This window comes from Dietzia sp. B32, from assembly GCF_024732245.1.
Taxonomy (GTDB): domain Bacteria; phylum Actinomycetota; class Actinomycetes; order Mycobacteriales; family Mycobacteriaceae; genus Dietzia.
Map to the genome: position 1 here is coordinate 3,533,955 of NZ_CP093845.1, position 23,742 is coordinate 3,557,696.

Below are 23,742 nucleotides of genomic sequence, written 5' to 3' on the forward strand. Positions count from 1 at the left end.
CGCGGAGGTCATCGTCGAGGGATGTGGGCCGGAACCGGTGGCCCGGACAGGGGGACGGACATGGACACGCACGACCGGGAACTGCGGGACGTGGTGGTGGTCGGCGGCGGAGCGGCCGGTTTGGGTGCCGCCCTGACGTTGGCCCGTGCACGCCGTCGGGTGACGGTGGTGGACGCTGGCGAGCCGCGCAACGCACCCGCCGAGGGCGTCCACGGGCTACTCGCCCTGGACGGGGTGGGCCCGGTGGAGCTGCTCGCCCGGGGCCGCGCGGAGGTCAGGGGATACGACGGCGAGGTCATCGACGGCGAGGTCGTGGACACCCGCGCTGCCGGACACGGCTTCGACGTGATCCTGCGTGACGGGGCCGTGCTGCCCACCCGCACGCTGCTCATCGGGACCGGCGTGACCGATGAACTGCCCGACGTCCCCGGCGTCCGGGAGCAGTGGGGACACGGCGTCCTGCACTGCCCGTACTGCCACGGCTGGGAGGTGCGCGACCAGCGGATCGGGATCCTGGGGACCCATCCGATGTCCGCCCACCAGGCTGTGCTGTTCCACCAGTGGAGTCGCAGCATCACGTTCTTCAGCGGCGGTCGCCCGATCGAGGAGCAGGACCGGCTCCACCTGGCCGCGCTCGGCATCCCGATCGAGGAGCGTGGGCTCTCGCGGGTGGAGGCCGACGGTGGGCGGGTGGTCGGGGTCAGGGTCGACGACGACGAGGTCATCGGACTCGACGCGGTGGTGGTGGCCACCCGGATCACCGTTCGGGTGGAGCCCTACGCGGCCATCGGTCTGGTGGCGGTCGATCACCCGGTCGGCACGGTCATCCCGACCGACGAGTTCGGCGCCACCCCGGTGCCGGGGGTGTGGGCCGCGGGCAACTGCGCGGACCCCATGGCGCAGGTCGGCGGCGCGGCGGCGCAGGGGACCCGGGCCGCGCAGCAGATCAATGCCGCGCTGATCATGGCCGATCTCAAGAAGGCGATCGAGGTGCACGATGGCGCCCGAGTTTGACCGCGCCTACTGGGGCGACGTCTGGACGGGTGCCGGCGACCGCGCGGCCGCGATGGCCGCGAGCCCTCCCAACCCGCACCTGATCCGGGCGGTCACTCCGCTGGATCCGGGCACGGCACTCGAGGCCGGGTGCGGCGCCGGGTCCGAGGCGCTGTGGCTCGCCTCGCAGGGGTGGCAGGTCACCGGGGCGGATATCGCCGCCGAGGCGCTGGCGATCGCCGCCCGGCGCGCTGCGGAACGCGGGCTGTCCGATCGGGTGTCGTGGGTCGAGGCCGACCTCTCCGGCTGGGAACCCCCGGCGCGGTACGACCTCGTCACCACGCACTACGCGCACCCGTCGATACCGCAGTTGGACTTCTACGACCGGCTGGCCCGGTGGGTGGCGCCCGGCGGGACGCTGTTCATAGTCGGGCACCTGCACCACGAGGAGCAGGGGCATGGCCAGGGGCAGGGACATCACCAGGGGCACGGACATCACCAGGGGCACGGTGGCGGTGCTCATCCGCCGGCCGGGGCCGGCGTCACCGCGGCCACCGTCACCGCGCGGCTCGAGGCGCAGGGGTGGGAGATCGGATTCGCCGAGGAGACCTCTCGTGCCATGCCGGGTCGCGGGGTCGTCCCGGTGACGGTCCACGATGTCGTCGTCAAGGCCGTCCGGAGGCCCTGACGCGGTGAGTCGCGGCGTGTGGCCCGCCCGCGGGGTGGTGGCGAAGGTAGTTCTTATGTATGCCCCGTGTCATCCCCGCTCACCCCGTCTACGGACACCCCTCCGAGAAGAGTGTGGTCGACCTCCTGCGCGACCAACTCTCCGACGACAGCCTCATTGTGGTGGGCCAACGGGTGTCCACCGACGAGAAGGAACACGAGGTCGACATCCTGGTGGCGATGCCCGGCGCGGGGATCGTGGCGATCGAGGTGAAGGCCGGACAGATCGTGATCGAGGACGGGGTGTGGGTGCAGGGCAGCGGCACCAGGAAGTTCACGATCGACCCGGTCAACCAGTGTCGTGACGCCCTGTACGCGCTGCGGGGATACGTCAGCGACGACCCGCGGTGGCCGGACCGGTTACAGCGGTGGACCCACATGCTGGTGTTCCCCAACGCCTCGATCCCCGAGGACTTCGCGCGGCCGGAGATCCAGCGCAACCGGATCGTGGACCGCGATCAACTCGATCAACTCGCTCATCGTGCGTACCTGTTGGCACAGAACTCCGGCCCGGCGGATCGCCCCTTCCCGTCCGCGGACACTGTCAGCCGGCTGGCGGAGATCCTCGGAGGTCGAGGACTGCCCCAACGCGACGTCGTGGCCCGCGCCGCCGAGAACGCCGACATCGCCGACGCTCTCACCCGCGAGCAATCGGTTCTGTTGCGGGCGGTCGACGCGCTGCCTCGGGTGGAGATCCGCGGCGGCGCCGGCAGCGGTAAGACCTATCTGGCACTGGAGCAGGCGCGCCGCCTGTCGAGGGACGGGCAGCGGGTCGCGTTGCTCTGCTACTCGCACGGCCTGGCCAGCTACCTCAAGCGGGTCACCAGCGGGTGGAAGCGGCGGGAGCGACCCGCCTACGTCGGCGAATTCCACGCCCTGGGCGTCGAATGGGGAGCGCCGGCGGGTCCGGACGAGAGGATCCGGTCCACCGAGACGGTGCGGTGGTGGGAGGAGGACCTGCCCGGGCTGATGTCCGACCTCGCCGACGAGCTTCCCGACGGCAAGCGCTTCGATGCCGTGATCGTGGACGAGGCGCAGGACTTCGCGGACAGCTGGTGGCAGCCGGTGGTGGGGGCGTTGCGTGACAGGGAGAACGGTCGGCTCATGATCGTCGGCGACGCGGGCCAGAGCGTGTTCGAGCGTGCGGGCCGCCCACCCGTGGATCTCGTTCCGCTCGTGCTGGATCACAACCTCCGCAATACCCGGCAGATCGCCAGCGCCTTCATGCCGCTGGTGGGTCAGCGGATGGAGCTGCGCGGTGGCACCGGTCCCGCCGTCCGGTACGTGGGCGTCCCGGAGGGCGCGGATCCCGTCGCGGTGGGCGACGACGAGGCCATGCGGCTGCTCGACGAGGGGTGGGAGCCCGGCGACGTGGCGCTGTTGACCATCGGCTCGCGCCATCCGATGCAGGTCGAACTCCAGGAGGACGGCAACGACGCCTACTGGGAGACGTTCTGGGACGGGGAGGACATCTTCTACGGTCACGTCCTCGGCTTCAAGGGTCTCGAACGACGAGCTGTCGTGCTGGTGTGCAACGGCTACGAGGGGATCGACCGCCTCCGCGAACGGATCTACGTGGGATTGTCACGAGCCACGGACATGCTGGTGGTGGTGGGGGACGCCGACCTCTGACATCGTGCGGACCGACGCGACCGCCCCCCGCCTCGGACGAGGCGGGGGGCGGAGGCGGTACGCCCGCGTCGGAACGGGTCGTCAGCTACCGAGGTCGGACGAGCCCTCGACGATCTCCGCCTGCTCGGTGCGCTGCGTTCCGCGCGAGACGGCGATCTTGCGTGGCTGCGCCTCCTCGGCGACCGGGATGACCAGCCGGAGGACTCCGTCGGTGTAGTCGGCCTCGATCCGGTCGGTGGCCAGGCCCTTGCCGAGGGCGAGCTGCCGGGCGAACGTGCCCGACTGCCGCTCGTGCATGAGCCACTGCGCCTCGCCACCGATCGGCGCGCGGCGCTCGGCGCGGACGGTCAACGTGCGGTCCTCCACATCGATATCGATGCTGTCGGGGTCCACACCGGGCATGTCGATGAGTCCGACGAACCGCTCGCCGTCCTTGAACAGATCCATCGGGAGTGAGGTCGAGCCGGTCGCGGTGCGTAGCCCCTCGCCCAGGAGGCGGTCGAGCTCACGGAACGGATCGAAACGGTTACTGGTGGCCATGGCTGGTCTCCTTCAGGACTGGTCGGGAGCGCCCGGTCTCTCCGGGATCGCACCCGTAACAACTGCGATCCGTAGTTGAGTATTCCCGACTCACGTTTCGATTCTCGCGCGGTTCAGATGTCGGCAGGCTGGCCGACGCCAGCACGAACGCCTCGACCGGTCCGAATCCCGTCCGGGTGGACACCACCGTGACGGACACCAGGGTGACCACGACTAACACGACGGTCTCCGCCCGGGAACGAAGCAACAGCGCCCACAGGACGATCACCCCCGACACGGGCCAGTGCAAGGGAGAACCCGGACTCCTCGTGGACTCCCAGGCGACCGACGATGGTGGGCGGTGTCTCCTGGCGGATCCGCGGGCAACCCTGAGAGGGGAGGGCTCAGCTCTTCTCCAGGACCACCCGGAAGTCGACAGTCCCGTCGGGGGAGACGGTCACGAATCCCAGGCTGGGTGGCTGCACTCCCACCTCGGTCCACGTCACCGGGACCCGCCCCGAGGCGATGAGCTGGTCTCCCGCCCGCAGTACGGTCACCTCGGCCTGTCTGCGGACCGTGGTCCCCTTGATGGTCAGGTCGACGAGCATCGGCACCGTGGAGGTGGTGCCGTCGCCGGGCAGACCGGCCAGGTCGACCGGCTCGGCGAGGGTGAGGGTCGAGACCGGGTGGCCGTCCGCGTCGAGGATGTCCGCCGACCGGGCCCGGTTGTCCCGCGCGCTGATGTCGGTCTCGAGGCCATCCATCCGGACCTCGAAACCGCCGGATTCGAGGATGCGGCCGGTGATGATGACCTCACCGTCCACCTGGCCGGTGGTGCCGACGACCGTCACCGGTTCGCCCCTGAGGACCTCGTCGACGGTGTACCCGGCGACCGTGCCGTTCGGTGGGGTGCCCGGGACCACCTCCCAGGCGCCGTCGAGCTCCGTCGCCGCGGCGTCGACGTCCCGGGTGTCGATCACGGTGGGCGGCGCGTCGTCTCCGCCACGAGCCGCCTTGTAGACGAACGGAGCGGCGATCACGACGACGATGACGACGACGAGGACGCCGATCACCCAGAACAGTCTGCGCATGCACCTGAGCTTAGAAAGCCCGGCGGGCCGGTGGATGAGAGCGGGCTGACAACAGGTGCGTCGGGATGTCCCGAATGCTCAGTGAACCTAAGATAAAGTCAATGTTTACTGCGGGCACCCCGGCCACGCGGAACCGACAGGACTTCCCATGACGCCCGACCAGCCCCCACGATGGGACAACGCCCCGAGCTGGAGCTCCCCGTCCGACGCGCAGTTCAGACCGGCGCCTCCCGGTGGGTACGGGATGCCGCCCCAGCGATCCGGGCTCTCCGTCCCGGTGATCGTGTTCCTGGTTCTGGGGTCCGTCCTGCTGTTGGGGATCCTGGTCGCCGGCGCGATCGTCCTGGCCCCTCGCTTCTCCGGGACCGCGGCAGCTCCGGCCACCTGGACGGTATCGGCGACCGCCACCGCCCCTGCCGAGGCGGCCAACCCCCCGACCGTCCAGCCGGCACGACCCGCCCAGGGAAGTCGACCCGCCGGCGCGTACGAGTGCATGGATCGTGGGGCCGGTCCGTACTCGGCGGCGGCGGTGGGGTCTTCGGCGACCTCCTGCGAGTTCGCCGAGGTCGTCTGGTCGCAGTACGTGGGATCCGGCGGAACCGGGCAGGCGATGACGGTGAACGCCTACAGTCCGGTCACCGGACAGAGCTACGCGATGTCGTGCGCTGGTGGCCCCGTCGTGACCTGCACGGGCGGCAACAACGCTGTCGTACATCTCTACTGATGACCCCGACACCAGGTGGGCGGTCGACGGGAGTGATCTCGCTGATCGCGTTGCTCGCGGTGGCGGCCGCCGGCGGGGGATGCGCTGCCCTCTCGCCCACTTATGGCCCCCCACAGGTGGTGGTGACCGAGACCGTGGCGACGGTGACCGGCCTCCCCGTCCAGGGCGGGGTGGGCGCACCGGGCGACCTCGCGTCGCTGTCCGCCGAACCGCCGCCCGCCGATCTCGTGTCGCCGCCTGCACCTGTGGCAACGGGGGCGACGGCAGTCGATCTCGACTCGGTCGTGGCTGCCGTGCCCGAGGACGCCGGTATCGCCGTCGTCCCGGTCGGTGGCGGTGAGCCCCGGGAGGCCGGGACCTGGCGCACCGGCGTCGCCTGGTCGACGATCAAGGTCCCGTTGGCGGTCGCCGTGGCGCGGACTGACCCGCGGGTCCTCCGGGACAACGCCGCCGCCATCTCCGTCTCCGACAACCGGGCGGCGGAGAACCTCTGGTCCCACCTGGGCGGTGGCGCGGCCTCGGCGGCGGCCACCGGCCGAATCCTCACCGAGGGCGGAGACGTCACCTCCGAGGTGCCCTCGGTCCGGATGCGACCTGGGTACACCGTCTTCGGTCAGACCCGGTGGGCGTTGGTCGATCAGACCCGGTTCGCATCCGCCCTGCCGTGCATGGACGGAGCCTCACCGGTCATCGAGCTCATGGGACGGATCGCGCCCGACCAGCGCTGGGGTCTCGGACGTCTTCCCGGCGCGCGGTTCAAGGGCGGATGGGGTCCGGGAGACGGTGGCGGGTACCTCGTCCGCCAGTTCGGGCTGATCCCCGCCGCAGGGGGTGACGTCGCGGTCTCACTCGCGGTCGACGCCCCGACCTTCGAAGCCGGGACAGCGGCGTTGAGCACGATGGCGGACGCGCTCGCACCGCAGCTCGCGTCCCTTCCCGGCGGAGGGTGCTGATCCGAGGGGGATCGCGCCCGGTCGGGCCACACGGGGCCAGGCCGGTCGATGTCGGGGCCACCCGCGCAGGTGCCCGAGTCGCGGTCGGGTGACCCACAACTAGACTGGTGCCAGGTGGTCCCGCGGGCCACGGGCGTCCACGTCCTGCCGGAATCCATCGCCGGGTTCCCGCTCGCGGCCACGGCGCTCCCGAAGAAAGGCCACACCATGCTCTCCCGCATCGACCTGCGCGGTCGCTCACTCGGCACGGCCGAGTTGCGACGTACCCTCCCGCGCGGTGCCGCCGACGTCGACTCCGTCGTCGACACCGTCCGCCCGGTGGTCGACGCGATCCGCGAGCACGGGGCCAAGGCGGCGCTCGACTACGGCGAGAGGTTCGACTCGGTCCGCCCGGAGACCGTCCGGGTCCCGACCGAGGTCATCGCGCGGGCGGTCGAGGATCTGGACCCGGACATCCGCGCCGCGCTGTCCGAGGCGATCCGTCGTGCCCGCATCGTCCACTCCGCGCAGCGTCGCAGCGACACCGTCACGGAGGTCGCTCCCGGCGGATTCGTCACCGAGCGTTGGGTACCGGTCGAGCGGGTGGGCCTCTACGTCCCGGGTGGCAAGGCCGTCTACCCGTCCAGCGTCATCATGAACGTCGTTCCCGCGCAGGTCGCGGGAGTCGGGTCGCTGGTGGTGGCCTCTCCTCCCCAGGCAGACTTCGACGGGTGGCCGCACCCGACCATCCTCGCCGCGTGCTCGCTGCTCGGGGTGGAGGAGGTCTGGGCCGTGGGCGGCGCCCAGGCAGTGGCGCTGCTCGCCTACGGCGGGCGGGACACGGATGACTCCGGTCTCGAGCCCGTCGACATGGTCACCGGCCCCGGCAACGTGTACGTCACCGCGGCCAAGCGTCTGTGCCGCAGCGTCGTCGGCATCGACTCCGAGGCGGGTCCCACCGAGATCGCGGTCCTGGCGGACGACACGGCCGACCCGGTCCACGTCGCCTACGACCTCATCAGCCAGGCGGAGCACGACCCGAACGCCGCGAGCGTCCTGGTGACCGACTCCGAGTGGTTTGCGGACGCCGTGGACCGTGAGATCGAGGCGCGCTACGACGTGACCCTCAACTCGGATCGGGTGCGGGACGCGCTGGAGGGGCCCCAGTCGGGCATCGTCCTGGTGGACGACATCGAGGCAGGGCTCCGCGTGGTCGACGCCTACGCCGCCGAGCACCTCGAGGTACAGACCCGCAATTCGGCGGCCGACGCGGCCCGCGTGCGCAACGCCGGCGCGATCTTCGTGGGCGCCTACTCGCCGGTCCCGCTCGGCGATTACGCCGCCGGGTCCAACCACGTCCTGCCCACCTCCGGGACGGCCCGTCACTCGTCGGGGTTGAGCGTGCAGACCTTCCTGCGGGGAATCCACGTCATCGACTACGACCAGGCCGCACTCAAGGAGATCGCGCCGACCGTCGTCGCGCTCGCGGACGCCGAGCGCCTGCCCGCGCACGGTGAGGCGGTGCGTGCACGCTTCGAGGATCTCAGCGCAGGGGAGGACGGACAGTGACCGGATCGCCACGTCCGGGGGTGGGACTGAGCGCCCTTCCACTGCGGGAGAACCTGCGCGGACGGAGCGCGTACGGTGCCCCGCAGCTCGAGGTGCCCGTGCAACTCAACACCAACGAGAACCCGCACCCGCCCAGTGCGGAACTGGTCGCCGACATCGCCGGCGCGGTCTCGGCGGCCGCCACGGACCTCAACCGCTATCCCGACCGTGACGCCGTCGCGTTGCGGGGTGATCTCGCCGCGTACCTGACCCGGCAGACCGGCGCGGACCTCGACACCGACATGGTGTGGGCCGCCAACGGGTCCAACGAGATCCTGCAGCAGCTCCTGCAGGCGTTCGGCGGGCCCGGGCGCAGCGCCATGGGCTTCGTCCCCAGCTACTCGATGCACCCGATCCTCGCGGCCGGTACCGACACCGAGTGGATCCCGGTGGACCGCGGGCCCGACCTGTCCATCGACATCGACGCCGCGGTGGCGGCAATAGGGGAGCACCGGCCGGACGTCGTGTTCGTCACCACGCCCAACAACCCCACAGGGCACGTGGTCGACCTCGACGACCTGCGCCGCCTGCTCGACGCCGCGCCCGGCATCGTGGTGGTGGACGAGGCGTACGCGGAGTTCTCGCCCTCCCCGAGCGCCTGCACCCTGCTCGCCGACTACCCGGCCACGCTCGTCGTGTCGCGGACGATGAGCAAGGCGTTCGCCTTCGCCGGCGGCAGGCTCGGGTACTTCGCGGCCGACCCGTCCTTCGTCGAGGCGGTGTTGCTCGTGCGGCTGCCGTACCACCTGTCGATGATCGCGCAGGCCGCCGCCCGGGCAGCTCTCCGGCACGCCGACGAGACACTCGCCTCCGTCGCGCTCCTCGCCGAGGAACGCAAGCGCGTCACCGCCGGGCTGGAGGAACAGGGGTACGAGGTACTTCCCAGTGAGGCCAACTTCGTGCTCTACGGGCCGTTCGTCGACGCGGGGCGCGCCTGGCAGCGATACCTGGACGCGGGCGTCCTGATCCGCGACGTGGGCATCCCGGGTCGACTTCGTGCGACCATCGGGCTCGAGCACGAGAACGATCAGCTGTTGCAGGTGAGCGCCGCACTGGCGGCCGAGGAGATCGAGACCGGAACCGAGGAGAAGCGATGAGTGAACAGACCGCGCGGCGGGGACGGGTCGAGAGGACGACCAAGGAGTCGTCGATCGTCGTGGAGATCGACCTCGACGGGACCGGCCGGACCGACATCTCGACCGGGGTGCCGTTCTTCGACCACATGCTCACGGCCTTCGGCCAACACGGCGCCTTCGACCTCACCGTGCGCGCGACGGGTGACAGCGAGATCGAGGCACACCACACGGTGGAGGACACGTCGATCGTCCTGGGGCAGGCCCTCGCGCAGGCCCTCGGCGACAAGCGCGGCATCCGACGCTTCGGCCAGTGCTCGCTGCCGATGGACGAGACTCTCGCGGAGGCCGTCGTCGACGTCTCCGGGCGGCCCTACTTCGTGCACACCGGTGAGCCGGAGTTGATGATCGGATACGTGGTCATCGGCCATGCCAGCGCGCCCTACGGCACGGTCCTCAACCGCCACGTGTTCGAGACCCTCGCCTACAACGCCCGGATCGCGCTGCATGTCCGCGTGCACTACGGCCGCGATCCGCACCACATCACCGAGGCCGAGTACAAGGCGGTGGCGCGGGCGCTGCGCGCAGCCGTCGAACCGGATCCGAGGATCACCGGAATCCCGTCGACAAAGGGCGCGCTGTGATGCCGGCGTGACCCCGCGCGTCGCCACGCCGGGGGCGTTCTCGACGCTGGCCCGCACCCCCGGCGTCGCGGCCGCGTTCGTCCTGGTCCTGCTCGCGTTCGGGGGCTTCTCCCTCCTGCTGCCGGTGGTACCGCTCGCCGTTGTCCGCGGAGGCGGCACCGAGTTCGTGGCCGGCGCCACCACCGGCGTGTTCATGACGGTGACCGTCCTGTTCCAGCTCGCCACCCCGCGTGTCACGAGTGCGATCGGTTATCGCTGGGTCCTGGGGATCGGCAGCTCCCTGCTCGGACTGCCCTCGGGACTGCTCGCCCTCTCCGACAACCCGATCGCGGTGTTGGCGATCAGCGGCGTGCGCGGTGCGGGGTTCGGCATGATGACCGTCGCCGGTTCCGCCCTCGTGGCCGAGCTCGCCCCGCCCGGCATGCTCGGTCGGGCCACGTCGCTGATCGGTCTCGCCGTGGGCATCTCCGAAGCGATCTTCCTGCCGGTCGGACTGTGGCTGCTCGACCTCCTCGGGCTGCCGACGGTGGCCTGGGCCGCCACCGCGTTCGGCGTCGTCGGCCTGGTCGCCGCGGCGCGACTGCCCCACGTCTACCCGAGCCCACCGGGGGAGACGGACCGGTCGACGCTCGGTACCAAGCAGGTCGTGCTCCTCCTCGCGGGCCCGTTCCTCGTCATGGTGGCGGTGACCCTGCCCTACGGGGCGGCGGCGTCGTTCCTGTCGCCGGCGTTGGATTCCCTGGTCTCCGGTAGCGGCGCTGTCGTCGCCGGCGTCGGGCTCGGACTGCTGGGCGTCGGTGTCATCGTCGGACGCACCGTCGCCGGCCTCATCTCGGACCGGCGTGGCCCGGGGTCGCTGGTCTGGCCGGGCCTCGGTGTCGCGGCACTCGGAATGCTCGGCATCGCCGGGTTGTTGACGATGGAGGTGAACCCGTGGTGGTTCCTCGTCCCGACCGTCGTCTTCGGCCTCGGGTTCGGTGCTGTACAGAACGAGGCCCTGGTGGCGTCGTTCGAGCGGATGCCGCGCTCGCGACTGGGGACGGCGTCCGCGTCGTGGAACATCTCCTTCGACGCCGGAACCGGTCTCGGCTCCGTGGTCATGGGCGGGTTCGCGGGCTTCGGCTACGTCGTGCTGTTCACCGTCGCGGCGGGGGTCGTCCTCGCGGTGGGCGGCCCTGCGGCGGTGGGTGCCCGGCGTACGAGACCCACGCGCGATCTGACCCCGAACGACCCCGGCGATAAGGTGGACCAATGACGAATTCGGCGACGCGGGTGGCACTCCTGGACTACGGCTCCGGAAACCTGCGTTCGGCGCATCGTGCGCTCGAGCGGGTCGGCGCCCGGGTCGAACTCACGTCGGACCCCCGCGTCGCCACCGAGGCCGAGGCGTTGGTCGTCCCCGGGGTCGGCGCGTTCGCGGCGTGCATGAAGGGCCTCGAGGCGGTCAAGGGACCGCGGATCATCGGAGAGCGTCTCGCCGGTGGTCGCCCCGTTCTGGGGATCTGCGTGGGAATGCAGGTCATGTTCGATCGGGGCACCGAGTTCTCGGACGGTGAGCACGAGGGTTCGCCCGGTGTTCCCGGATGCGGTGAGTGGCCCGGCGTGGTGGAGAGGCTGGACGCACCCGTGCTGCCGCACATGGGGTGGAACACCGTCGAGGCGCCGTCGGAATCGGTGTTGTTCGCGGGCATGCCCGCTGACGAACGCTTCTACTTCGTCCACTCGTACGGCGTGCAGCGCTGGGAGATGGAGCCGTCGGACCACCTCCGTGCCCCGGACGTCACCTGGGCCGAACACGGCACGAGGTTCATCGCCGCGGTGGAGAACGGGCCCTTGTCCGCCACCCAGTTCCACCCCGAGAAGTCGGGCGATGCCGGACTGCATCTGCTCGAGAACTGGATTCGTTCTGTCCGCCGTTGACGGCTCTCGGGACCCCGCCCCGGTGTCCTTCGCCCAGCTCGCCCTGGGAGTCGCGGGGGCGGGGGTGTCGGGTCTCGCCCTGACCGCGCTCGCGGTGGCCCTCCTGCCCGTGCCGCCGGCCGGCAAGGCTCTCGTCGCGCTGGTCGGCGTGATCCTGTCGATCGTCGCGATGGGCCTGGTGTCCAACCGCATCACCGATCGCGCGATCCGCGCCGAGTACGGCGAGGAGCCCGGCGGGCAGGCGGAGCACGCCGGTGACGACGGACTAGGCTGATGGCCGTGACCAACGCCAATTACCTCGAACTCCTTCCCGCCGTCGACGTCGCCGACGGTCAGGCCGTCCGTCTCGTCCAGGGGGAGGCCGGGACCGAGACGTCCTACGGTGCCCCGCTGGACGCGGCTCTGCAGTGGCAGCGGGACGGCGCGGAATGGGTCCACCTGGTGGATCTCGACGCCGCTTTCGGTCGGGGGTCGAACCGGGACCTGCTCGCCGAGGTCGTGGGGGCGCTCGACGTCAGGGTCGAGATGTCCGGTGGTATCCGCGACGACGACTCGCTCGAGGCCGCCCTGGCCACCGGGTGCGCCCGCGTGAACCTCGGGACGGCCGCGCTGGAGAACCCGGAGTGGTGTGCCTCGGCCATCGCCCGTCACGGTGACCGCATCGCGGTGGGCCTCGATGTGCGGGTGGTCGACGGCGAGCCCAGGTTGCGCGGTCGTGGATGGGTTTCCGACGGTGGCAACCTCTGGGAGGTCCTCGAACGTCTGGACAAGGACGGCTGCGCCCGGTACGTCGTCACCGACGTCTCCAAGGACGGCATGCTCAACGGACCCAACCTGGAGATGCTCTCGCAGGTGTGCGCGGCCACCAACGCCCCCGTGGTGGCGTCGGGCGGCGTCTCGTCGGTCGCGGATCTCGAGGCCATCGCCTCGCTGGTGCCACAGGGCGTGGAGGGGGCGATCGTGGGCAAGGCCCTCTACGCGGGCAGGTTCACCCTCCCCGAGGCGCTCGCTGCCGTCAGCCGCCGCTGACTCCACGACGCCGTCACCCCCCTGGCAGCTTCCCGACCCCGCATGACCTCGAGCAGGAGGCCCGAGATGGACGATCAGACCGGAAACACCCTGCCGACGGACCTCCCCGTCGACCCGGCCGAGGCCCTCGCGCTGGCGACGCGCGTCCTCGATGAGGTGACGCCCCGCTTCGTCGAGGGGGTGGGGGCGCAGGGCATCCAGAACAAGGGCTCGCGCAACGACTTCGCCACCGAACTGGACCTGGAGCTGGAGCGCCGGATCTCGGAGGCGCTGCGGGAGGGGACCGGGCTCGAGGTGCACGGCGAGGAGTACGGCGGTCCGCCCGTGAACGAGGGCACCCTGTGGGTCGTCGACCCCGTCGACGGCACCGCCAACTACTCCCTCGGTATCCCCACCGCCGGCATCCTGGTCTCGCTGGTCCACGAGCGCCAGCCGGTGCTCGGCCTGACGTGGCTGCCGCTGCTGGGGTTGACGTTCACCTCCGTCGCGGGCGGACCGCTCAAGGAGAACGGTGAGGAGGTCGCACGGATCCCCGACGTCTCCATCCGCGACGTCGCCCTGGGACTGGGGTCGCTCAACACCGGTGCGCGTACGACCTACCCGCCGGCCTATCGACGCGAGGTCTTCGAGCAGCTCACGCTCGACGCCGCACGGACCCGGAAGTTCGGCTCCACCGGGGTCGATCTGTCGTTCGTCGCGTCGGGCAGGCTGTCCGCCGCGGTCAGCTTCGGCAACCGAGCCTGGGACAACGCGGCCGGCGCCTCCCACGTCCGCGCCGCGGGTGGTGTGGTCACGGACCTCGCGGGGGAGCCCTGGTCCACCGACTCCCAGTCCATCCTCGTCGCGGGCCCTCGGGCCCACGCCGAGGTCCTCGACACCATCCGACAGCTCGGCGAGCCGAGCAACTTCTTCGAGGCGGGGCGACGTCGCGCCACTCCGGAACCCGAGAGCCCCCGTCCGTGGCTCCAGAACGGGCGGTAACCGGGTCATGACACTCGCAACCAGGGTCATCCCGTGTCTCGACGTGGACGCCGGCCGCGTGGTCAAGGGCGTCAACTTCCTCGACCTCCGGGATGCGGGAGATCCCGTCGAACTGGCGGCCGCCTACGACGAGCAGGGTGCCGACGAACTCACCTTCCTCGACGTCACCGCGTCGTCGTCGGGACGCAGCACCATGATCGACGTGGTCAGGCGCACCGCCGAGCAGATCTTCATCCCGCTCACCGTCGGAGGTGGGGTGCGGACCGAGGAGGACGTCAACCAGCTCCTGCGGGCGGGTGCGGACAAGGTCAGCGTCAACACCGCCGCGATCGCCCGTCCCGAGCTCCTCGGCGAGCTCAGTCGCCGCTTCGGCTCGCAGTGCATCGTCCTGTCGGTGGACGCGCGCACCGTGCCCGAGGGGTCCGAGCCCACCCCGTCCGGCTGGGAGGTCACCACCCACGGCGGTCGTCGTGGGACCGGGATCGACGCCGTCGAGTGGGCCAGGCGGGGCCAGGACCTCGGTGTGGGTGAGATCCTGCTCAACTCGATGGACGCCGACGGCACCAAGGCGGGTTTCGACCTGGCGATGGTGCGGGCGGTCCGTGAGGCCGTGTCCATCCCCGTCATCGCCTCGGGCGGGGCCGGCGCGGTGGAGCACTTCGCTCCGGCGGTCCACGCCGGGGCCGACGCCGTCCTCGCCGCCAGTGTCTTCCACTTCGGCGAGATGACCATCGGTGATGTGAAGTCGGCGCTCGCGGCCGAGGGGATCACGGTCCGATGAGCACTCACGTCCTGGACCGTTCCATCGCCGAGCGGCTGTCCCGCAACGTCGACGGGCTGGTCGCCGCGGTCGTGCAGGACGCCACCTCGGGCCGGGTGCTCATGATGGCGTGGATGGACGACGCGGCCCTCGCCGAGACCCTGGCGACCCGGCGGGGTGTGTACTACTCCCGCTCGCGGGGTCAGCGGTGGGTCAAGGGGGAGACCTCCGGCCACGTCCAGCACGTGCGTCGTGTGGAGATCGATTGCGACGGCGACGCCGTCCTGCTCCACGTCGACCAGACCGGGGCGGCCTGCCACAACGGCACCACCAGCTGTTTCGACACCGCAACCCTGCTCGGAGAGGACTGATCGGCGTGCCCTTCATCCAGATCAACCAGCTCGACGGGATGGCCGCGGCGGACAAGGCCCGCGTCATCGAGGCCGTCACGGCCGCGTACGCGGAGGCCTCGGGCAAGGACCCGGCGAAAGTGTGGGTCCACGTCAACGACATGCCGCGTGATTCCTTCGGGATCGGCGGCAAGGCCCTCGGATGAGCACCGAGACCACGACGTTCGAACAGTTCCGCGCGCTCGCCGCGGGGCACCGGGTCGTGCCGGTGGTGCGCACGGTGCTGGCGGACTCCGAGACGCCGCTGTCCGCGTACATCAAGCTCGCCGGGGACCGGCCGGGCACCTTCCTCCTGGAGTCGGCCGAGCACGGACGCTCCTGGTCGCGGTGGTCCTTCATCGGTTGTGGCGCGGCCGCCGCGCTGACCGTCGACGACGCGGGGGAGGCCACGTGGTGGGGCCACGTGCCGGCGGGTGCGCCCACCGGCGGTGACCCGCTGGACGCGCTCCGGAGGACCCTGGACCTGTTGCGGACCGATCAGATCCCGGGTCTGCCCCCGTTGACGTCGGGGATGGTGGGTTACCTCGGGTACGACATCGTGCGTCGACTCGAGCGGATCGAACCGGACACGGTGGACGACCTGCAGGTGCCGGAGCTCGTCCAGCTGCTCGCCACCGACCTGGCGGCCTTCGACCATCACGAGGGCCGGATCCATCTCATCGCCAATGCGGTGAACTGGGACGGCAGCGACGAGCGGGTCGGTGAGGCCTACGCGGACGCCGTGGCAAGGGTCGACTCCATGACGGCGCGACTCGCCGCGCCCGGCGCGGGCGGGGTAAGCGTGTTCGACACCCCGGCTCCCGACGTACGTCGCTGCACGGATGAGGAGACCTACCACTCGCGGGTCGCCGACATCATCGAGCAGATCTACTCGGGCGAGGCCTTCCAGGTGGTCCTCAGCCAGCGGTTCGAGGTCGACACCCAGGCCTCCCCGCGGGACGTCTATCGGATCCTGCGCACCACCAACCCGAGCCCGTACATGTTCCTCATGACGATCCCGGACGGGAGCGGGGAGGACGGTTTCGGCGGGACCGCCTTCACCATCGTGGGATCGAGCCCCGAGGCGTTGGTGACCGTCAAGGACGGTGTGGCGACGACCCATCCGATCGCGGGGACCAGGCCGAGGGGCGACGACGACGAGCACGACATCCTGCTCGGCAAGGACCTGGTGGACGACGCCAAGGAGAACGCCGAACATCTGATGCTGGTCGATCTCGGCCGCAACGACCTCGGCCGGGTCTGCGTGCCGGGCACGGTGGAGGTGACGGAGTTCCGTCAGGTCGAGCGCTACAGCCACGTCATGCACCTGGTGTCGACGGTGACCGGTCGACTGGCCGAGGGGCAGACCGGCATCGAGGCGGTGACCGCGTGTTTCCCGGCGGGCACGCTGTCCGGGTCGCCCAAGCCCCGTGCGCTGCAGATCATCGAGGACCTCGAGGACACGCGACGCGGTGTCTACGGGGGAGTGGTGGGCTACGTCGACTTCGCCGGAAACACCGACCAGGCCATCGCGATCCGGTCGGCAGTGATCAAGGACGGCACGGCCTATGTCCAGGCGGGTGCCGGGATCGTCGCCGACTCGGTGGCGACCTCGGAGGATGCCGAGTGCCGCAACAAGGCGATGGCGGTCCTGCGGGCCGTCGCCGCCGCGGAGACGCTGCGCGACGCGGGGCGGAGCCGGTGACCCAGCGCTCCCGTCTCCTGGTTCCGGTCGTCCTGTTGCTCGTGGGGGCGGCCCTGCTGTGGGTCGCCTCGCGGATGGTGTGGCTCGACGTGGAGGCCTTCAACGACCAATCGGGACAGGCTCGGCGGGCCCTGACCGGCGCGGACTGGCAACCCGCTCTCGTCCCGCTCGCGCTGGGCGCCCTGGCGGCGGTCGCCGCGGTGGCTCTGGTCCGCGGCGCCGCCGCCCGCGCGGTGGGCGCCGTCATCGCACTTCTCGGCGTGGCCGCCGGGGGCCTGATGGTGATGTCGGTGGGGGAGGTCGACGCCGACCGGGTCCACTCGGTGATCACGAGTGACGAGGGCCTGGCCCGGACCGATGCCGGGCCGGGTTCCGAGGGCGCGGAGGCGATCCCGCAGTGGTCGGAGATCATCGAGTTGTCGACCCGGCCCGCGGGACCCGTGATCACCGGCGCGGGGGCCGTCGCCCTGCTGGCGGCGGGGATCGTCGTCCTCGTCAATCCGGCCCGTCCGGTGCGCCGCGACGACCGGTACGTGACCCCGGCGGCCCGGCGGGAGAGTGCGGCGACCGGACCGGGCCCGGAGGACGACGCCGGGCGGGATCTGTGGCAGGAACTGGACGACGGACGGGATCCGACCGGCTGACCGGGTCGGGGGTCCCGATTCGGGAACCCCGGCCGGGACCTCTATTGTTGATCTCGATCACACTTTCCGCCCTACGACTGCAGAGGGAGGTCACGGTGGGTACCGTGCTCGACTCGATTCTCGACGGGGTCCGTGAGGACGTCGCGGCCCGTGAGGCCGTCATCGATATGGCGGCGGTGAAGCAGGCGGCCCAGTCGGCGCCGGACCCACTCGACGCGCTCAAGGCGTTGCGCGATCCCGGAGTGGGCGTCATCGCCGAGGTCAAGAGGGCCAGCCCGTCCAAGGGTGCCCTGGCCGAGATCCCCGACCCCGCGGTCCTTGCCCGGATGTACGAGGAGGGCGGGGCGCGCATCATCTCGTGCCTCACCGAGGAGCGCCGTTTCCACGGCAGCCTGGCAGATCTCGACGCGGTCCGACGCGCGGTCGACATCCCGGTCCTGCGGAAGGACTTCGTGGTGGGGCCATACCAGATCCACGAGGCGCGGGCGCACGGCGCGGATCTGATCCTGCTGATCGTGGCCGCGCTCGAGCAGGACGCCCTGGTGTCGCTCCTCGATCGCACGGAGTCGTTGGGTATGACGGCTCTGGTGGAGGTCCATACCGAGGAGGAGGCCGACCGCGCGCTGGAAGCCGGCGCCACGGTCATCGGTGTCAACGCCCGCAACCTCAAGACACTCGAGGTCGACAGGGACGTGTTCTCCAGGATCGCGCCGGGGCTTCCGTCCGACGTCGTCAAGATCGCCGAGTCCGGGGTCCGGGACGCCTCGGACCTCCTGGCGTACGCCAGCGTCGGGGCGGACGCCGTGCTCGTGGGCGAGGGACTGGTGACGCAGGGCGACCCGCGGGCGGCCTGCAACGCCCTGGCCACGGCCGGTGCCCACCCGTCCTGCCCGCAAGGACCCCGCTAGGCCGGGGCCGCGGGCTTCCGGCAGACTGGGGGCGTGAACTCCAAGGATTTTCCGTCACTGCCCACCATGGGAGTGGTGCTCCGGTCCACCACCGGACATGAGCCCGACCAACGGGGCCACTGGGGGCCGTTCGGCGGCCGGTACGTCCCCGAGGCGCTGATGGCGGTGGTCGACGAGGTGACCGACGCCTATGCCAAGGCCAGGGCCGACGAGGACTACCTCGACGAGCTCGACCGGCTGCAGCGTCACTACTCGGGCCGGCCGTCGCCGTTGTACGAGGCGAAGCGGTTCGGTGCGGAGATCGGTGCGCGGGTCTTCCTCAAGCGTGAGGATCTCAACCACACGGGCTCCCACAAGATCAACAACGTCCTCGGCCAGGCGCTGCTCGCGCAGCGGATGGGCAAGAAGCGGGTGATCGCGGAGACCGGTGCCGGCCAACACGGTGTGGCCACCGCCACCGCCTGCGCCCTCCTCGGCCTGGAGTGCAAGGTCTACATGGGCGCGGTGGACGTGCGCAGGCAGGCGCTCAACGTCGCCCGGATGCGCCTGCTCGGTGCCGAGGTGGAGGCCGTGGAGATCGGCTCGGCCACACTCAAGGACGCGATCAACGAGGCCATGCGGGACTGGGTCGCCCACGCGGACGACACCTACTATGCCTTCGGTACCGCGGCCGGGCCGCACCCCTTCCCGACCATGGTCCGCGACTTCCAGCGCATCGTCGGTGCGGAGGCCAGGGTGCAGATCCTCGAGCAGGCCGGGCGTCTGCCGGACGCCGCCGTGGCGTGCGTCGGCGGCGGTTCCAACGCGATCGGCCTGTTCCACCCGTTCCTCGGGGACGAGTCGGTCCGTCTCGTCGGCTGCGAGGCCGGGGGCGACGGCGTGGCGTCCGGACGAACCGCGGCGACCGTCAACGCCGGTACGCCGGGCGTCTTCCAGGGGTCGTACGCCCATCTCATGCAGGACACCGACGGGCAGACGATCGAGTCCCACTCAATCTCGGCCGGCCTGGACTACCCGGGTGTCGGGCCCGAGCACTCGCGCCTGGCCGAGATCGGGCGGGCCGAGTACCGCCCGATCACGGATACCCAGGCCATGGATGCGTTCGCACAGTTGTGCCGCACCGAGGGCATCATCCCCGCGATCGAGTCGGCTCACGCGATCGCCGGCGCCGCGCAGCTCGCCGCGGAGGGCGTGGGGCTGATCCTGGTCAACGTCTCGGGTCGTGGCGACAAGGACGTCGACACCGCCGCCCGGTGGTTCGGCCTGTTGGACGGGGGGACCCCGCCCGAGGCCGGGGTGGATTCGAGCCAGGGCGCCGACGACGGCGAGGGCGAGTACGCGGACGGGGGAGTCGAGGGATGAGCGTTCTCAGTGACGTGTTCGAGCGGTGCCGGGGCGAGAACCGGGCCGCACTCATCGGGTACTACCCGGCCGGTTACCCGACCGTCGAGGGATCGATCGACGCCGTGCACGCGATGGTCGAGGGCGGGTGCGACATCGTCGAGGTCGGCATCCCCTATTCCGACCCCATGATGGACGGGCCGACCATCCAGGCCGCCGCCGACACCGCACTCGAGGCCGGGTTCCGCGTCGCGGACACCTTCGAGGTGGTACGCGCCGTCGCCGAGGCAGGGGCGGTGCCCGTGGTGATGACGTATTGGAACCCGGTGCTGCAGTACGGCGTCGACCGTTTCGCGGCGGACCTCGCCGCCGCCGGCGGGACCGGCGTCATCACGCCGGACCTCATCCCGGACGAGGCCGACGACTGGATCGCCGCGTCGGACGCAAACGGCATCGACCGGGTGTTCCTCGTCGCCCCGTCGTCGACCCCCGAGCGCCTCGCGATGACGCTCTCCCACACGGGCGGTTTCGTCTACGTCCAGGCGGTCATGGGGGTCACCGGCGCCCGCGACGTCGTCTCGGACGCGCCCCGGATCCTCACCGAGCGCGTCCGCGAGGTCTCCGACCTCGCCTGCGGGGTCGGACTCGGGGTCCGCAACGGCGACCAGGCGGCCGAGATCGCCTCCTACGCCGACGGCGTGATCGTCGGGTCGGCGCTCATCACGGCGGCGACCGAGGGACTGGACTCCCTGAGGCGACTGACCGCCGAGCTGGCGGAGGGCGTCCGTCGTCCCGGGGCGGGCTCGTGATCCCCAGCCCTCCCCAGGGGGTGTGGGAGCTCGGGCCGTTCCCTCTGCGCGCGTACGCCCTGTGGATCATCCTCGGCATCGTCATCGCCATCTGGTGGGGAGAGAAGCGCTGGGTCGCCCGCGGGGGTCGCGCCGGGGTCGTGCTCGACACGGCACTGTGGGCCGTCCCGTTCGGTCTGATCGGCGGCCGCGTGTACCACGTCGCCACGGATTGGTACCGGTACTTCGGGGAGGGGCGCAACCCGGTTGACGCGCTGAAGATCTGGGACGGCGGCCTGGGGATCTGGGGTGCGGTCGCGTTCGGTGCTCTCGGCGCCTACATCGGGCTGCGCCAACAGGGGATCCGGGCACTGGGCGCCCTGGGCGACTCGATCGCGCCCGGCGTCGTGCTGGCGCAGGGGATCGGCCGACTCGGCAACTACTTCAACCAGGAACTCTACGGTCGCGAGACGGACGTGCCCTGGGCGCTGGAGATCTACCAGCGTTACGACGAGTCCTACGGGTATTCCGAGACCATCGGGCGGTCGACCGGCCAGGTCCTGGCGACCGTCCATCCGACGTTCCTGTACGAACTCCTGTGGAACGTGTTGGTCGCGCTCGTGTTGGTGCTCGTCGACAGACGGTTCCGACTCGGCCACGGTCGGCTCTTCGCGCTCTACGTGGCGTTGTACTGCTTCGGACGCTTCTGGGTGGAGCTGCTGCGCGCGGACGCCTCCACCGAGGTGTTCGGACTGCGCATCAACACCATCGTCTCGCTGGTCGTCATGCTCGGCGCACTGGTGTACCTCTGGCGGGCGCGCCGCGGTCGCGAGGAGCCGTCCGAGCTGCGGGCCCCCGACGACGGTGTGGACGACACGGCATCGGGCGGTTCCGCCGGCGACGCACCCCCGTTGGCCGGTCGTTGACCTCGGGTTAACCGGGCGGCCGGTCGAGGGGACTAGATTGGGTGGAGTGAATCGTCGTACCAAGATCGTCTGCACCCTGGGTCCCGCCGTCGCCTCCGAGGAGGGAATCCGCGAGCTGGTCGACGCGGGGATGGATGTCGCCCGCCTCAACTTCAGCCACGGAGAGCACGCCGACCACGAGGCCAACTACCGGTGGGTCCGCAAGGCCTCCGACGAGTCCGGCAGGGCCGTCGGCGTCCTCGCGGACCTGCAGGGCCCCAAGATCCGACTCGGACGCTTCATCGAGGGCAAGCACGAGTGGGTCGAGGGTGACCGTGTCGTCATCACCGTCGCGGAGGTGGAGGGCACCAAGGACCGCGTCTCCACCACCTACAAGGGGCTGGCAAACGACGCCCGCCCGGGCGATCGGCTGCTGGTCGACGACGGCAACATCGGACTCACCGTCGAACAGGTCGACGGGGACGACGTCCACTGTGTCGTCACCGAGGGCGGCACGGTCTCCAACAACAAGGGCGTCTCCCTCCCCGGGATGAACGTCTCCGTCCCCGCGTTGAGCGAGAAGGACATCGCCGACCTGCGTTTCGCCCTCGACCTGGGGGTGGACTTCATCGCCCTGTCGTTCGTGCGGTCGCCGGCGGACGTCGAACTCGTGCACGAGGTGATGGACGAGATGGGGATCCACGTGCCCGTCATCGCCAAGCTCGAGAAGCCGGAGGCCGTCAAGAACCTCGAGTCGATCGTCCTGGCGTTCGACGCCATCATGGTGGCCCGGGGTGATCTGGGTGTGGAGCTGCCGCTGCAGGAGGTGCCGCTGGTCCAGAAGCGCGCCATCCAGATCGCGCGCGAGAACGCGAAGCCGGTGATCGTGGCCACCCAGATGCTCGAGTCGATGATCACGAACTCCCGGCCCACCCGGGCCGAGGCGTCCGATGTGGCGAACGCCGTCCTCGACGGGGCGGACGCGGTGATGCTGTCGGGCGAGACCTCGGTGGGCAAGTACCCGATCGAGACCGTGCGGACCATGTCGTCGATCGCGCTCGCAGTGGAGTCGGACTCCACGGCCGCGCCCGAACTGGTGCACGTCCCGCGGACCAAGAGGGGTGTCATCTCGGCCTCGGCCCGGGAGATCGGTGAGCGGCTGGGGGCGAAGGCGCTCGTCGCGGTCACCTCGACCGGGGACACGGTGCGGCGGCTGGCCCGGCTGCACAGCCACCTTCCGCTCATCGCGATCACCAGCGACCCGCGTATCCGTAGTCAGCTCGCCCTGACGTGGGGGACCGAGACCTTCCTCACCGACCGCATCACCGAGACCGCCGAGATCGTCAAGGTGACCGACGAGATGCTCCTCCCGCTCGACGGGTACAACGAGGACGACCTGATCGTGCTCGTCGCGGGGAACGTGCCGGGCGTCGAAGGATCGACCAACTTCATCCTCGTCCACCGGATGGGCGAGGTCGACCACTGAAGTAGCAACTGCGACACCGACTTCGCCTGATCACCGTCAGGTAACGAAGTCGCGGCGCCGGTGAGCACCCCGCTCACCGGCGCTTTCGTATCCTTTCGTGCTTTTGACGTGACAGGGCCGAGACACTTCTGTTACCTTCTTGGAGTCGACCGGGGAAGCCGGTCACGTCCCTGCTTCACCCGCTTTCCAGTCTCTGAGGTTCCCTGATGTCCGACGCCACTCGCATTCCCTTCGCCGAGCTCGCCGATCGACTCGGTGTCGAGGGCTCCGGCGCGACCGCCGGGCGCCACCGCGCGGCCCGCTCGACCCACATGGGCCGCATCGTGGCCGGCACCGTCGCGGGCGCCGCCCTCTCGGGAGGCCTGGCCATGGCCGCGGCCCCCGTCGCCTCCGCCCAGTCCGCGGACGTCAACGCGGACCAGCTCGCCGAGATGGCGCAGGGCGTCATCCAGGGAATCGGCTTGACCGAGGACCAGCTGCGCGAGTACGCCATCGACCCGGCCGTCTTCGGCTCGCTCGGTATCCCGGCGATCGGCGGCGGCCACGCCCCGACCTACGGGCCCATCACCTCCGGCTTCGGCCCCCGCTGGGGCACCTTCCACAACGGCACGGACTTCGGTGCGCCGATCGGCACCCCGATGTTCGCCGCCAAGTCCGGCACCGTCGTCGCGGCCGGCCCGGCCTCCGGTTACGGTCTGTGGATCCGCATCCAGACCGACGACGGGCACCTGCTCGAGTACGGCCACAACGACAAGAACTACGTCGCGGTCGGCCAGCGCGTCAACGCCGGCCAGGTCATCGGAACGGTCGGCAACCGCGGCTACTCCACCGGTCCGCACCTGCACTTCGGCGTCCGCAACCCGGCCGGCCAGTGGATCGATCCCGTGCCGTGGCTGCGCGCCAACGGCGTCGCCGTCTGATCGGTCGCCGGCCACCCGCCACGC

At 70.7% G+C, this 23,742-nt stretch carries 26 protein-coding genes; 24 read left to right on the plus strand and 2 right to left on the minus strand.

Translation table 11 applies throughout. The annotated features are described in order from the left end of the window. The first annotated feature begins 60 nt into the window (after positions 1-60). The 3 genes from L8M95_RS16635 to L8M95_RS16645 are packed head-to-tail and all read left to right on the plus strand — an operon-like array spanning position 61 to position 3,351. Positions 61-1,014 (plus strand): NAD(P)/FAD-dependent oxidoreductase, encoded by a 954-nt coding sequence (locus tag L8M95_RS16635; protein ID WP_260487191.1) that lies wholly within the window; start codon positions 61-63, stop codon positions 1,012-1,014. Further along, a complete protein-coding gene (locus tag L8M95_RS16640; RefSeq protein ID WP_260487192.1) occupies positions 998-1,681 on the plus strand; it encodes a bifunctional 2-polyprenyl-6-hydroxyphenol methylase/3-demethylubiquinol 3-O-methyltransferase UbiG in 684 nt (227 codons plus the stop codon). The genes L8M95_RS16635 and L8M95_RS16640 overlap by 17 nt, the downstream gene beginning before the upstream one ends. A gap of 59 nt (positions 1,682-1,740) precedes the next feature. Then, positions 1,741-3,351 (plus strand): NERD domain-containing protein, encoded by a 1,611-nt coding sequence (locus L8M95_RS16645; protein WP_260487193.1) that lies wholly within the window; start codon positions 1,741-1,743, stop codon positions 3,349-3,351. Positions 3,352-3,432: 81 nt separating this feature from the next. Here the strand turns inward: L8M95_RS16645 and L8M95_RS16650 are convergent, their stop codons facing one another. Both L8M95_RS16650 and L8M95_RS16655 read right to left on the minus strand, forming a co-directional pair. Continuing rightward, the gene (locus L8M95_RS16650; protein WP_260487194.1) at positions 3,433-3,891 is read right to left on the minus strand and encodes an Hsp20/alpha crystallin family protein; all 459 of its coding nucleotides are present in this window, start codon (positions 3,889-3,891) and stop codon (positions 3,433-3,435) included. Between the two features lie 383 nt (positions 3,892-4,274). Continuing rightward, positions 4,275-4,961, minus strand: coding sequence for a YceI family protein (locus tag L8M95_RS16655; RefSeq protein ID WP_260487195.1), 687 nt, complete (start codon positions 4,959-4,961; stop codon positions 4,275-4,277). A 148-nt stretch (positions 4,962-5,109) separates the two neighbouring features. On the opposite strand from L8M95_RS16655, the gene L8M95_RS16660 reads away from it, so the two are divergent. The 21 genes from L8M95_RS16660 (at position 5,110) to L8M95_RS16760 (ending at position 23,718) form a co-directional block, all read left to right on the plus strand. Continuing rightward, positions 5,110-5,685 carry a serine/threonine protein kinase gene (locus L8M95_RS16660; protein ID WP_260487197.1) on the plus strand — a complete coding sequence of 192 codons (576 nt, stop codon included), beginning with the start codon at positions 5,110-5,112 and terminating at the stop codon, positions 5,683-5,685. Next, entirely contained in the window at positions 5,685-6,638 is a 954-nt protein-coding gene (locus L8M95_RS16665; RefSeq protein WP_260487199.1) for a hypothetical protein, read from the plus strand. The genes L8M95_RS16660 and L8M95_RS16665 overlap by 1 nt, the downstream gene beginning before the upstream one ends. Before the next feature lie 207 nt (positions 6,639-6,845). Continuing rightward, positions 6,846-8,186 carry a histidinol dehydrogenase gene (hisD, locus tag L8M95_RS16670; protein WP_260489292.1) on the plus strand — a complete coding sequence of 447 codons (1,341 nt, stop codon included), beginning with the start codon at positions 6,846-6,848 and terminating at the stop codon, positions 8,184-8,186. Continuing rightward, positions 8,183-9,322 (plus strand): histidinol-phosphate transaminase, encoded by a 1,140-nt coding sequence (locus L8M95_RS16675; RefSeq protein ID WP_260487200.1) that lies wholly within the window; start codon positions 8,183-8,185, stop codon positions 9,320-9,322. The genes hisD and L8M95_RS16675 overlap by 4 nt, the downstream gene beginning before the upstream one ends. Then, the gene (hisB, locus tag L8M95_RS16680; RefSeq protein ID WP_163375643.1) at positions 9,319-9,942 is read left to right on the plus strand and encodes an imidazoleglycerol-phosphate dehydratase HisB; all 624 of its coding nucleotides are present in this window, start codon (positions 9,319-9,321) and stop codon (positions 9,940-9,942) included. The genes L8M95_RS16675 and hisB overlap by 4 nt, the downstream gene beginning before the upstream one ends. A gap of 7 nt (positions 9,943-9,949) precedes the next feature. Continuing rightward, positions 9,950-11,197, plus strand: a complete 1,248-nt coding sequence (locus L8M95_RS16685; RefSeq protein WP_260487201.1) for an MFS transporter — start codon at positions 9,950-9,952, stop codon at positions 11,195-11,197. Continuing rightward, entirely contained in the window at positions 11,194-11,862 is a 669-nt protein-coding gene (hisH, locus tag L8M95_RS16690) for an imidazole glycerol phosphate synthase subunit HisH (protein ID WP_163375645.1), read from the plus strand. The genes L8M95_RS16685 and hisH overlap by 4 nt, the downstream gene beginning before the upstream one ends. Before the next feature lie 22 nt (positions 11,863-11,884). Continuing rightward, on the plus strand, positions 11,885-12,136 hold the full coding sequence (locus L8M95_RS16695) for a hypothetical protein (RefSeq protein ID WP_163375646.1): 252 nt from the start codon (positions 11,885-11,887) through the stop codon (positions 12,134-12,136). Further along, on the plus strand, positions 12,136-12,891 hold the full coding sequence (gene priA / locus L8M95_RS16700) for a bifunctional 1-(5-phosphoribosyl)-5-((5-phosphoribosylamino)methylideneamino)imidazole-4-carboxamide isomerase/phosphoribosylanthranilate isomerase PriA (protein WP_163375647.1): 756 nt from the start codon (positions 12,136-12,138) through the stop codon (positions 12,889-12,891). The genes L8M95_RS16695 and priA overlap by 1 nt, the downstream gene beginning before the upstream one ends. Positions 12,892-12,957: 66 nt before the next feature. Continuing rightward, complete coding sequence (locus L8M95_RS16705) at positions 12,958-13,872, plus strand: inositol monophosphatase family protein (RefSeq protein ID WP_260487202.1); 915 nt, start codon at positions 12,958-12,960, stop codon at positions 13,870-13,872. Between the two features lie 7 nt (positions 13,873-13,879). Beyond that, on the plus strand, positions 13,880-14,653 hold the full coding sequence (gene hisF / locus L8M95_RS16710; RefSeq protein WP_163375649.1) for an imidazole glycerol phosphate synthase subunit HisF: 774 nt from the start codon (positions 13,880-13,882) through the stop codon (positions 14,651-14,653). Continuing rightward, positions 14,650-15,003 carry a phosphoribosyl-AMP cyclohydrolase gene (hisI, locus tag L8M95_RS16715; RefSeq protein ID WP_163375650.1) on the plus strand — a complete coding sequence of 118 codons (354 nt, stop codon included), beginning with the start codon at positions 14,650-14,652 and terminating at the stop codon, positions 15,001-15,003. Before hisF ends, hisI begins: the two co-directional genes overlap by 4 nt. A gap of 5 nt (positions 15,004-15,008) precedes the next feature. Then, positions 15,009-15,188: a tautomerase family protein gene (locus tag L8M95_RS16720; RefSeq protein ID WP_163375651.1), complete on the plus strand. Its 180-nt coding sequence runs from the start codon at positions 15,009-15,011 to the stop codon at positions 15,186-15,188. After that, positions 15,185-16,726: an anthranilate synthase component I gene (locus L8M95_RS16725; protein ID WP_260487203.1), complete on the plus strand. Its 1,542-nt coding sequence runs from the start codon at positions 15,185-15,187 to the stop codon at positions 16,724-16,726. The genes L8M95_RS16720 and L8M95_RS16725 overlap by 4 nt, the downstream gene beginning before the upstream one ends. Next, complete coding sequence (locus L8M95_RS16730) at positions 16,723-17,370, plus strand: TIGR02234 family membrane protein (RefSeq protein ID WP_240341258.1); 648 nt, start codon at positions 16,723-16,725, stop codon at positions 17,368-17,370. Before L8M95_RS16725 ends, L8M95_RS16730 begins: the two co-directional genes overlap by 4 nt. Positions 17,371-17,465: 95 nt before the next feature. Continuing rightward, on the plus strand, positions 17,466-18,278 hold the full coding sequence (gene trpC, locus L8M95_RS16735) for an indole-3-glycerol phosphate synthase TrpC (protein WP_260487204.1): 813 nt from the start codon (positions 17,466-17,468) through the stop codon (positions 18,276-18,278). Between the two features lie 66 nt (positions 18,279-18,344). Beyond that, on the plus strand, positions 18,345-19,640 hold the full coding sequence (gene trpB, locus L8M95_RS16740) for a tryptophan synthase subunit beta (RefSeq protein WP_260489293.1): 1,296 nt from the start codon (positions 18,345-18,347) through the stop codon (positions 19,638-19,640). Further along, complete coding sequence (gene trpA, locus L8M95_RS16745) at positions 19,637-20,428, plus strand: tryptophan synthase subunit alpha (RefSeq protein ID WP_260487205.1); 792 nt, start codon at positions 19,637-19,639, stop codon at positions 20,426-20,428. Before trpB ends, trpA begins: the two co-directional genes overlap by 4 nt. Continuing rightward, positions 20,425-21,333 (plus strand): prolipoprotein diacylglyceryl transferase, encoded by a 909-nt coding sequence (lgt, locus tag L8M95_RS16750; protein WP_260487206.1) that lies wholly within the window; start codon positions 20,425-20,427, stop codon positions 21,331-21,333. The genes trpA and lgt overlap by 4 nt, the downstream gene beginning before the upstream one ends. Positions 21,334-21,379: 46 nt before the next feature. Next, positions 21,380-22,798, plus strand: coding sequence for a pyruvate kinase (pyk, locus tag L8M95_RS16755; RefSeq protein ID WP_163375656.1), 1,419 nt, complete (start codon positions 21,380-21,382; stop codon positions 22,796-22,798). A 206-nt stretch (positions 22,799-23,004) separates the two neighbouring features. Beyond that, positions 23,005-23,718 (plus strand): M23 family metallopeptidase, encoded by a 714-nt coding sequence (locus tag L8M95_RS16760; protein WP_163375657.1) that lies wholly within the window; start codon positions 23,005-23,007, stop codon positions 23,716-23,718. The last annotated feature ends 24 nt before the right edge of the window (positions 23,719-23,742 follow it).

What these genes read in the sequence shown, in the direction of transcription:
- L8M95_RS16635 (WP_260487191.1), top strand. Translation starts at nt 61, where the DNA reads ATGGACACGCACGACCGGGAACTGCGGGACGTGGTGGTGGTCGGCGGC.
- L8M95_RS16640 (WP_260487192.1), top strand. Translation starts at nt 998, where the DNA reads ATGGCGCCCGAGTTTGACCGCGCCTACTGGGGCGACGTCTGGACGGGT.
- L8M95_RS16645 (WP_260487193.1), top strand. Translation starts at nt 1,741, where the DNA reads ATGCCCCGTGTCATCCCCGCTCACCCCGTCTACGGACACCCCTCCGAG.
- L8M95_RS16650 (WP_260487194.1), bottom strand. Translation starts at nt 3,891, where the DNA reads ATGGCCACCAGTAACCGTTTCGATCCGTTCCGTGAGCTCGACCGCCTC.
- L8M95_RS16655 (WP_260487195.1), bottom strand. Translation starts at nt 4,961, where the DNA reads ATGCGCAGACTGTTCTGGGTGATCGGCGTCCTCGTCGTCGTCATCGTC.
- L8M95_RS16660 (WP_260487197.1), top strand. Translation starts at nt 5,110, where the DNA reads ATGACGCCCGACCAGCCCCCACGATGGGACAACGCCCCGAGCTGGAGC.
- L8M95_RS16665 (WP_260487199.1), top strand. Translation starts at nt 5,685, where the DNA reads ATGACCCCGACACCAGGTGGGCGGTCGACGGGAGTGATCTCGCTGATC.
- hisD (WP_260489292.1), top strand. Translation starts at nt 6,846, where the DNA reads ATGCTCTCCCGCATCGACCTGCGCGGTCGCTCACTCGGCACGGCCGAG.
- hisB (WP_163375643.1), top strand. Translation starts at nt 9,319, where the DNA reads ATGAGTGAACAGACCGCGCGGCGGGGACGGGTCGAGAGGACGACCAAG.
- hisH (WP_163375645.1), top strand. Translation starts at nt 11,194, where the DNA reads ATGACGAATTCGGCGACGCGGGTGGCACTCCTGGACTACGGCTCCGGA.
- priA (WP_163375647.1), top strand. Translation starts at nt 12,136, where the DNA reads ATGGCCGTGACCAACGCCAATTACCTCGAACTCCTTCCCGCCGTCGAC.
- L8M95_RS16705 (WP_260487202.1), top strand. Translation starts at nt 12,958, where the DNA reads ATGGACGATCAGACCGGAAACACCCTGCCGACGGACCTCCCCGTCGAC.
- hisF (WP_163375649.1), top strand. Translation starts at nt 13,880, where the DNA reads ATGACACTCGCAACCAGGGTCATCCCGTGTCTCGACGTGGACGCCGGC.
- hisI (WP_163375650.1), top strand. Translation starts at nt 14,650, where the DNA reads ATGAGCACTCACGTCCTGGACCGTTCCATCGCCGAGCGGCTGTCCCGC.
- L8M95_RS16725 (WP_260487203.1), top strand. Translation starts at nt 15,185, where the DNA reads ATGAGCACCGAGACCACGACGTTCGAACAGTTCCGCGCGCTCGCCGCG.
- trpB (WP_260489293.1), top strand. Translation starts at nt 18,345, where the DNA reads ATGGGAGTGGTGCTCCGGTCCACCACCGGACATGAGCCCGACCAACGG.
- trpA (WP_260487205.1), top strand. Translation starts at nt 19,637, where the DNA reads ATGAGCGTTCTCAGTGACGTGTTCGAGCGGTGCCGGGGCGAGAACCGG.
- L8M95_RS16760 (WP_163375657.1), top strand. Translation starts at nt 23,005, where the DNA reads ATGTCCGACGCCACTCGCATTCCCTTCGCCGAGCTCGCCGATCGACTC.